Raw genomic sequence first — 7,160 nt, forward strand, 5'->3', positions numbered from 1 at the left:
TGCCGGGGGAGGGAGTCGAACCCTCACGGGCGCGAGGCCCGCGGGATTTTGAGTCCCGTGCGTCTTCCAATTCCGCCACCCCGGCGTGAGATGGATGATTTATATTTAAATAGTTGTTAGGTGTCAAGTGTAGATTTTTAATTGAAAGGGGTTGTTGGATGATTTTAAATGAAAAATATATTGATGAACTAATTGAGTATATCCGTTCTGGAAACTTGGCCCAGGACTTTGAGTATTCTACTGAAGAAAGGAGGTATGAGATCCTGGATTTTTTGGAAAAGCTCATGGACCTTGGGGAGGTTGCAGATGAAGCAGCCACCAAAATTATATTTAAAAACACTCAACTTGGGGCCTTTTTTGAAAATAGCCAAAAATAACGGCTTTTGTTTGAAGATAATATATATGAATACTCCTTTATGAAACGAAAGCCCTGCAAGTTGTCTTTATGCCAGGGATGGTTAGAAAAAATTAACACATAACCATTATCCTTTACATACTTTTTAGATAATTTTAAAAATTTGTCCCAGGGACAAAATGCCCTTGAGAGACAAAGATCAAAGTCCTTTTCTCTCAGTTCTTCAATGTTTCCCAAAAAAAGTCCTGTATTCTTTATTTGTAGGAAATTTATCATTAAATTTATGAAAACTCCCCTTTTTTTTCTAGGTTCCACCATGAGATAATCTCCATTTTCATACAGAATCCTGAAAGGAATGCCAGGTATACCTGCTCCTGCCCCAATATCCAGCATCTTGAACTGGTTATAATGGTTTGAAAATGGGGAGGTTATGTTAAAAAAATCTGCCAGGTATATGGAATCTAAAATAAGCTCGTCAAAGATTAGTCTGGGTTCCTTGGTGCCAACCATGTTGGCTTTTTCTGCCCATTTGCTTAAATTAAATATAAAAGTGCATAATTTTGTTGTATGGTATGAATGGATATTTATACTGAGATTTGCTTCATGATTTATTTTTTTTAAGATATATCTTTCAAGAGCCTTTTTGTCCATGGGTCTTTATTTTAAAGAAAGTACTTAAACAAGACAATAATGTTTTCTGCTTATTCCATGCTGTGTCTGTGTATGTGATCTGTGTCTGTGGTCTGTAACTTCCCTATACTCACACATACACCCCCACTCACACTTTCACATACACCCTTCACCCTTCTACCTTCTACTAATAACTAAAGACTAATAACTAATCACTATTCACTTGATCCATAACCCAATCAATAATCGGAGCTAAAGAAATAGGCAGATACTTAAAAAAATTATTGACTATCAAACAAAGTTAGGTTTATCTAATTTCTCCATTAAAGGAACTAGGAGGATATATGAAAGAATTTACAATTGCCCTTGCTGGGAACCCCAATTCTGGTAAGACCACGCTTTTTAATTTACTTACTGGCGCTAGGCAGCATGTTGGAAATTATCCAGGTATTACAGTTGAGAAGAGGGAGGGATATGTAAAACATGGCGAAGTGACTCTGAGGATTGTGGATCTTCCAGGAACCTATTCTCTCACTGCCTATTCCCAGGAAGAGTTGGTGGCCAGGAATTTTATTGTAAATGAGAAACCTTCTCTAGTTGTTGATGTTATTGATGCCACAAATTTAGAGAGACACATGTATTTAGCTGTACAGTTTATGGAACTTGGTGTTCCACTAATCCTGGCTTTAAATATGATGGATGAGGTAAAAAAGAAGGGTATGGAGATAGATATTGACAGACTTTCTTCCCTTTTGAAATGTCCTGTGGTGCCCATGGTGGCCAAAAAGGGGATAGGGAAAAATGAATTAATTGAACAAGTGGTTGAATGTTCCATTAATGAAAGGGATTGGGTGCCTATTACTATTTCTTATGGACCAGATTTGGATCCTGTAATTGAAAAAATGTCAGAACTTATAAGAGAAAGTAACTTTTTAACTGAAAAATATCCTCCTCGCTGGATAGCTTTGAAGTATTTGGAAGAGGATGAAGATATATTGTGCAAGGGGGATAAGCAAGATAAAGGTGTGTCTAGTGGGTTAAAAGCACTTGCAAAAGAGGTATCAAAACACTGTGAGAAGACCCTAAACACTGTGCCAGAAGCCATAATCGCTGATTATAGGTATGGATATATAAACTCTTTACTAAAAGGAGTGATAAAAAGGCGTTTTGATACTGATAGATTGGATATATCTGATAAAATAGATAAGGTGCTTACCCATAGGTTCATTGGTCCACTCATTATGGTATTTGTCCTCTATCTTATGTTCAAGATGACTTTTTTGTTTGGGGAATATCCCCTTGCATTGATTGAGAAGTTTTTTGGGCTACTGTCTAATGTTGCATCCAAATACCTTCCGCCGGGTTTTTTTAAATCTCTTGTTGTTTCCGGGATCATAGATGGTGTTGGTGGGGTTATGAGCTTTGTTCCTCTTATAATGATAATGTTTTTCATACTGGCCTTTTTAGAAGACAGTGGGTACATGGCCAGGATGGCCTATATGCTGGATAGGGTTTTAAGGATATTTGGTCTCCACGGATATTCTGTGATGCCCTTTATCATTTCCGGGGGAATTCCCGGAGGGTGTGCTGTTCCAGGAATAATGGCCACCAGGACGCTCAGGGGACCCAAGGAGAAGATAGCAACTATTCTAACGGCACCATTTTTTTCCTGCGGAGCAAAGGTCCCTGTTTTTTTGCTCCTTGCTGGGGCTTTTTTCCCAAAAAGCGGTGACAAGATTATGTTTGCTTTGACCATTTTTTCCTGGCTATGGGCACTTGTTATAGCCAAGTTATTTAGAACCACTGTAATTCCAGGAGAATCCACTCCCTTTGTGATGGAACTTCCACCTTATAGGCTACCAACGTTAAAGGGCCTTATTATCCACACATGGGAGAGGGTCTGGCAATATTTGAGAAAGGCTGGAACAGTTATTTTACTGATCTCTATTATAATTTGGGCAGGTATGAGCTTTCCATCTCCTCCTAAAAAATTAATAGATCCCATTAACAAGAAGCTGGAGATTTTAGAGATGGAGATCTCTAAAACTGATATCACCCAGGAGAAAAAAAATGAGATTTTACAACAAATACAAAAATTAAAGGGAGAGAAGAAGAAGATATCACTTATAAATTCCTTTGCAGGAAGATTGGGTATAATGGTGGAGAATGTAACAAAAATAGCCGGGTTTGACTGGAGGAGTAATATTGCCCTTTTAGGGGGTATTGCTGCCAAAGAGGTAATTGTTTCTACCCTTGGAACTGCTTATTCTTTAGGGGAAGTTGATGTGGACAACTCCTCTTCTTTATCAAAGAGGATAGCAAGTGATCCAAACTGGAATAATATCAAGGCCATAAGTTTTATGGTCTTTGTCCTAATTTATGCTCCATGTTTTGTGTCCCTTGTTACCATTGCCCAGGAATCAAATTGGAAATGGGCTGTATTTTCCGTGACTTTTAATACCATAACTGCATTTTTGGTCTCTGTGTTAATTTATCAAGTAGGCATAAGGTTTTTTTAGCCCATTGACTTTTGTTGGGAATTTTATTAGACAGATAAAAAATAAATGAGAGATGTCTCCTAACATCTCGGAACACGGTGAAAATCCGTGGCGGTCCCGCCGCTGTAATCGGGGAGGTTGTCCTGCCTAGGGATCAGGTGTTTATCCTGGTCCGGTCACTCTCAAGGTCCACCTTGGGGGGAAGGCCGTGGGGCATACTGATGATCCGAGAGCCAGAAGACCTGTTAGGGGATATATATTTCGGAGTCCTGATGGTAAAGGGACCCGGGAAGACAAATGTGTTTTCCTGGGTCCCTTTTTTATTTGGCAAAAAATAGTGGTCCACAGCAAAAAAGGTCAAAAAAAAGGAGGTATGAGCCATGAAGAAAAGTGTTATATCCTATCGTCGCAGGTGCAAAAAACTAGGGAAAAATACCGGTCTTTCCCACTATATCCTCTTGACCCCAAAGGCCAAGAAATAGGTAAGTGGTAGCTTATGAATAAAACAACATATGTGAATACCGGTTATGGTCCCAGATTTTCTGTCCTGGAAATAGGGGTAGCTGATAGGGTTGCTGTTGTTGAAGGAGATAGTGGATTCTGGGCAATTATAGATTCATCTGAGCTTCCAGAGGTGCTTGGAGGGAGACTTACAGAGGACTTCCTCAAAAAGGAGAAGGAGTTCAAAGAGGAGATGGAGAATCTCAGGTTCAAGCTGCCTCCATCTGCTGTTTACTTTAACCCCACAGATAGGTGTAATTTTGACTGCACCTACTGCTATCTCCCCAGGGATAGGAGGAAAAACGGCATTTCAATGAGTGGTGAAGAGGTCTGTTCCCATCTGGGAAAGCTCCTATCCTTTTTTAAAGAAGTCCTTGGAGATGAGGCCAAACCCCAGGTGATATTCCACGGTGCTGAACCAATGATGGCAAAAGAGGCTGTTTTTGAGGGGATATCAAAATACAAAGACCACTTTCTCTTTGGCATACAGACAAATGGGACCCTTTTAAATGATGAGGACCTTAGGTTTATTAAGGAGAATCAGGTTGGACTTGGTATATCCCTGGACGCTCCAGTGGAGGAGCTTGCCAATACCACAAGGAAGAGTTGGTCGGGAAAAGGTGGGTTTAAAAAGGTAGTTGAAGTTATTGAAAAACTATCAGATTATCCTGCATACAATGTGATTACCACTGTTACAAAATACAATGTGTCAGTGCTAAAGGACCTGGTTAAGTTCTATTTTGATCTAAGTGTTCCAGTGATCATGCTAAATCCCGTTCGTTGTACCCAGGAAGGTGGAAGACTCTCTAAACCAGATGACATGGTGTTTTTAAAGGAAATCACAGAGGCACTGGATTATAGTTATGAGCTCTATGAAACTTCAGGGAGAAAGGTAGTAGTAGCCAACTTCGCAAATATCCTTGCAGGAATCCTGGGACCTACTGGTAGGAGACTTATGTGTGATATATCTCCATGTGGTGGAGGAAGGTGTTTTTTTGCACTGGCTGCCAATGGAGATATCTTCCCGTGTAGTGAATTTATTGGCATACCAGAGTTTAAGGCGGGAAACATAAAGGATGATTCCATATCTGATATCCTGAAAAGAGACCAGATTAAGATGGTGACCAGTAGAATGGTTGAAAAGATAGAACCATGTAAATCCTGTGCTGTGAGACATTTTTGTGGTGCTCCCTGTCCAGCAGAGGTCTATATGCTCAATGGAGATCTAAACACCGTTGCACCATTTTGTAATTTCTACGAAGGACTTATTAGATATGCCTTTAAGGTGATATCCCTTGGCAGGGAAAACGCCTATCTCTGGGATGGCTGGGAAGAGGAAACTGAATGTACTTATAATTTTGCTTAAACATTATGAGGCTGTGGACCACTATTTACAAATTTTTCTAAAAAATTTGTTCTTGACTTGGAAAAGAAAATCAATATAATCAACTCTCGTTGCATTGATCCCCGGTAGCTCAAGCGGCAGAGCGGGTGACTGTTAATCACCATGTTGGCGGTTCAAGTCCGCCCCGGGGAGCCAGAAAAAGCAAAATAATTAAGGCCACTTAGAGAGAGTCTCTAGGTGGCTTTTTTGGTTTTGAAATTAGTCACCTTTTGCGAGATTGGGGTGGAGACTTTGGGGGGAAGTTTCTTTGCAAACCACCATTTTTAATTGCTTGGGTTGAAACAAAGGGTACATTCCTATCTAAACTGCCTTAATTGACCAACTCATTTGCTATAAGCTCTGCCTGTTTTAAAAGAGTTTCCGTGGCAAGCTGCTGCATATCTGGAGGATAGCCAAATTGCCTTAAGGTTCTTTTGATGATGACCCTTAATTTTGCCCTTGCACTTTCCCTTATTGTCCAATCTATGCTTGTGTTTTTCTTTACTTTATTAAATAAAACAGTAGCAAGTTCTCTGAGTTTCTCTTTTCCCATAAGTTCTCTTGCGCTTTCATTATCAGCAACTGCACAATAAAAGGCATACTCATAATCAGATAATCCCATTTCTTCTGGCTCTTTATCACTTTCTTTTATCTCTTTTGCAAGTTTTATAAGCTCATCTATAACTTCAGCTGCTGTTAAAATTTTATTGTTATATTTTCTTATTAAATCTTCCAAGGATTGCATAAGGGATTTACTTTTTACAAAATTTACTTTCATTCGTCCTTTGATTTCATCATTAATAAGTTTTTTTAAGGTTTCAATTGCCAAATTCTTATGTTTTAACTCTTTTATCTCTTCTAAAAATTCATCAGATAAAATTGAAATATCAGGCTTTTTCAATCCTGCTGCATCAAATATGTCAATAACACCATTTGAGGATATGGCTTTGTCTATAATCTGTTTTATTGCTGTCTGATAATTTTCAATGGTTCCTTCATTTTTTGTGTTAAATTTTATAAGCCTTGATTTTACAGCTTGAAAAAACGCTACTTCCTCTTTTACTTTCATGGCTTCAGGGTGGGGCACTGCTATTGCAAAGGCCTTTGACAGTGCAGTAACAGCATCAACATATCTTTTTTTCCCATTTTCAAGCCCAAGGATAAAATCTTCTGCTTCAAGTATGATATTGAGCTTTTGGGAAGTATCTGCATTAAAATATCTTTTGTAGTCAAAACCATAAAGCATATCCCTGACGACTTCTAACTTTTCAAACATTATCCTTAGTGCTTCTTCCTGTAGTTTAGCAGGGTCTCCTTTGCCACCACTTTCTGCATAAAAAGATAAAGCCTCTTTTAAATCTGAAGCTATACCTATATAGTCAACTATAAGCCCACCTGTTTTATCCTTATAAACTCTATTTACCCTTGCTATTGCCTGCATTAAGGTATGGCCTTTCATTGGCTTATCAATATACATAGTGTGGAGACAGGGCACATCAAAACCTGTTAGCCACATATCTACAACTATTACAAGCTTTAGCTCGTCTTCTGGGTCCTTAAATCTATCTGCAAGGATTTTTCTCTGTTCTTTTGTTAAATAAAATTTTGAAATTTCAGGTCCATCTGAAGATGATGTTGTCATCACAACCTTTATTTTTCCTTTTTTTAACTCATCGCTATGCCACTCTGGACGAAGTTTTATTATTTCATCATAAAGACTAGCAGCAATTTTTCTTGTCATAGTAACAATCATTCCTTTTCCATCCATAACTTCAAGACGAGTTTCAAAATG

At 38.7% G+C, this 7,160-nt stretch carries 5 protein-coding genes, 2 tRNA genes and 1 riboswitch; of the genes, 4 read left to right on the plus strand and 3 right to left on the minus strand.

The features are described from left to right. Positions 1-85, minus strand: a tRNA-Leu gene (locus tag ACYQ0O_RS12005). Positions 86-158: 73 nt separating this feature from the next. Here ACYQ0O_RS12005 and ACYQ0O_RS12010 point away from each other — a divergent pair. Continuing rightward, a complete protein-coding gene (locus ACYQ0O_RS12010) occupies positions 159-377 on the plus strand; it encodes a hypothetical protein (RefSeq protein WP_459893387.1) in 219 nt (72 codons plus the stop codon). Here the strand turns inward: ACYQ0O_RS12010 and ACYQ0O_RS12015 are convergent. Then, entirely contained in the window at positions 341-1,006 is a 666-nt protein-coding gene (locus tag ACYQ0O_RS12015) for a 16S rRNA (guanine(527)-N(7))-methyltransferase RsmG (protein ID WP_459893389.1), read from the minus strand. The genes ACYQ0O_RS12010 and ACYQ0O_RS12015 overlap by 37 nt on opposite strands. Before the next feature lie 323 nt (positions 1,007-1,329). Here ACYQ0O_RS12015 and feoB point away from each other — a divergent pair, with 323 nt between their 5' ends. The 3 genes from feoB (at position 1,330) to ACYQ0O_RS12030 (ending at position 5,524) form a co-directional block, all read left to right on the plus strand. Further along, complete coding sequence (gene feoB / locus ACYQ0O_RS12020) at positions 1,330-3,504, plus strand: ferrous iron transport protein B (protein WP_459893391.1); 2,175 nt, start codon at positions 1,330-1,332, stop codon at positions 3,502-3,504. Positions 3,505-3,547: 43 nt separating this feature from the next. Continuing rightward, a riboswitch (cobalamin riboswitch) is annotated at positions 3,548-3,747 on the plus strand. A 232-nt stretch (positions 3,748-3,979) separates the two neighbouring features. Beyond that, complete coding sequence (gene cbpB, locus ACYQ0O_RS12025) at positions 3,980-5,350, plus strand: peptide-modifying radical SAM enzyme CbpB (RefSeq protein ID WP_459893393.1); 1,371 nt, start codon at positions 3,980-3,982, stop codon at positions 5,348-5,350. Between the two features lie 98 nt (positions 5,351-5,448). Further along, positions 5,449-5,524, plus strand: a tRNA-Asn gene (locus tag ACYQ0O_RS12030). Between the two features lie 175 nt (positions 5,525-5,699). Here ACYQ0O_RS12030 and ACYQ0O_RS12035 read toward each other — a convergent pair. Beyond that, the coding region (locus ACYQ0O_RS12035; RefSeq protein WP_459893395.1) for a DUF3387 domain-containing protein at positions 5,700-7,160 on the minus strand (1,461 nt) is incomplete at its 5' end.

This window comes from Desulfothermus okinawensis JCM 13304 (genome assembly GCF_054654515.1).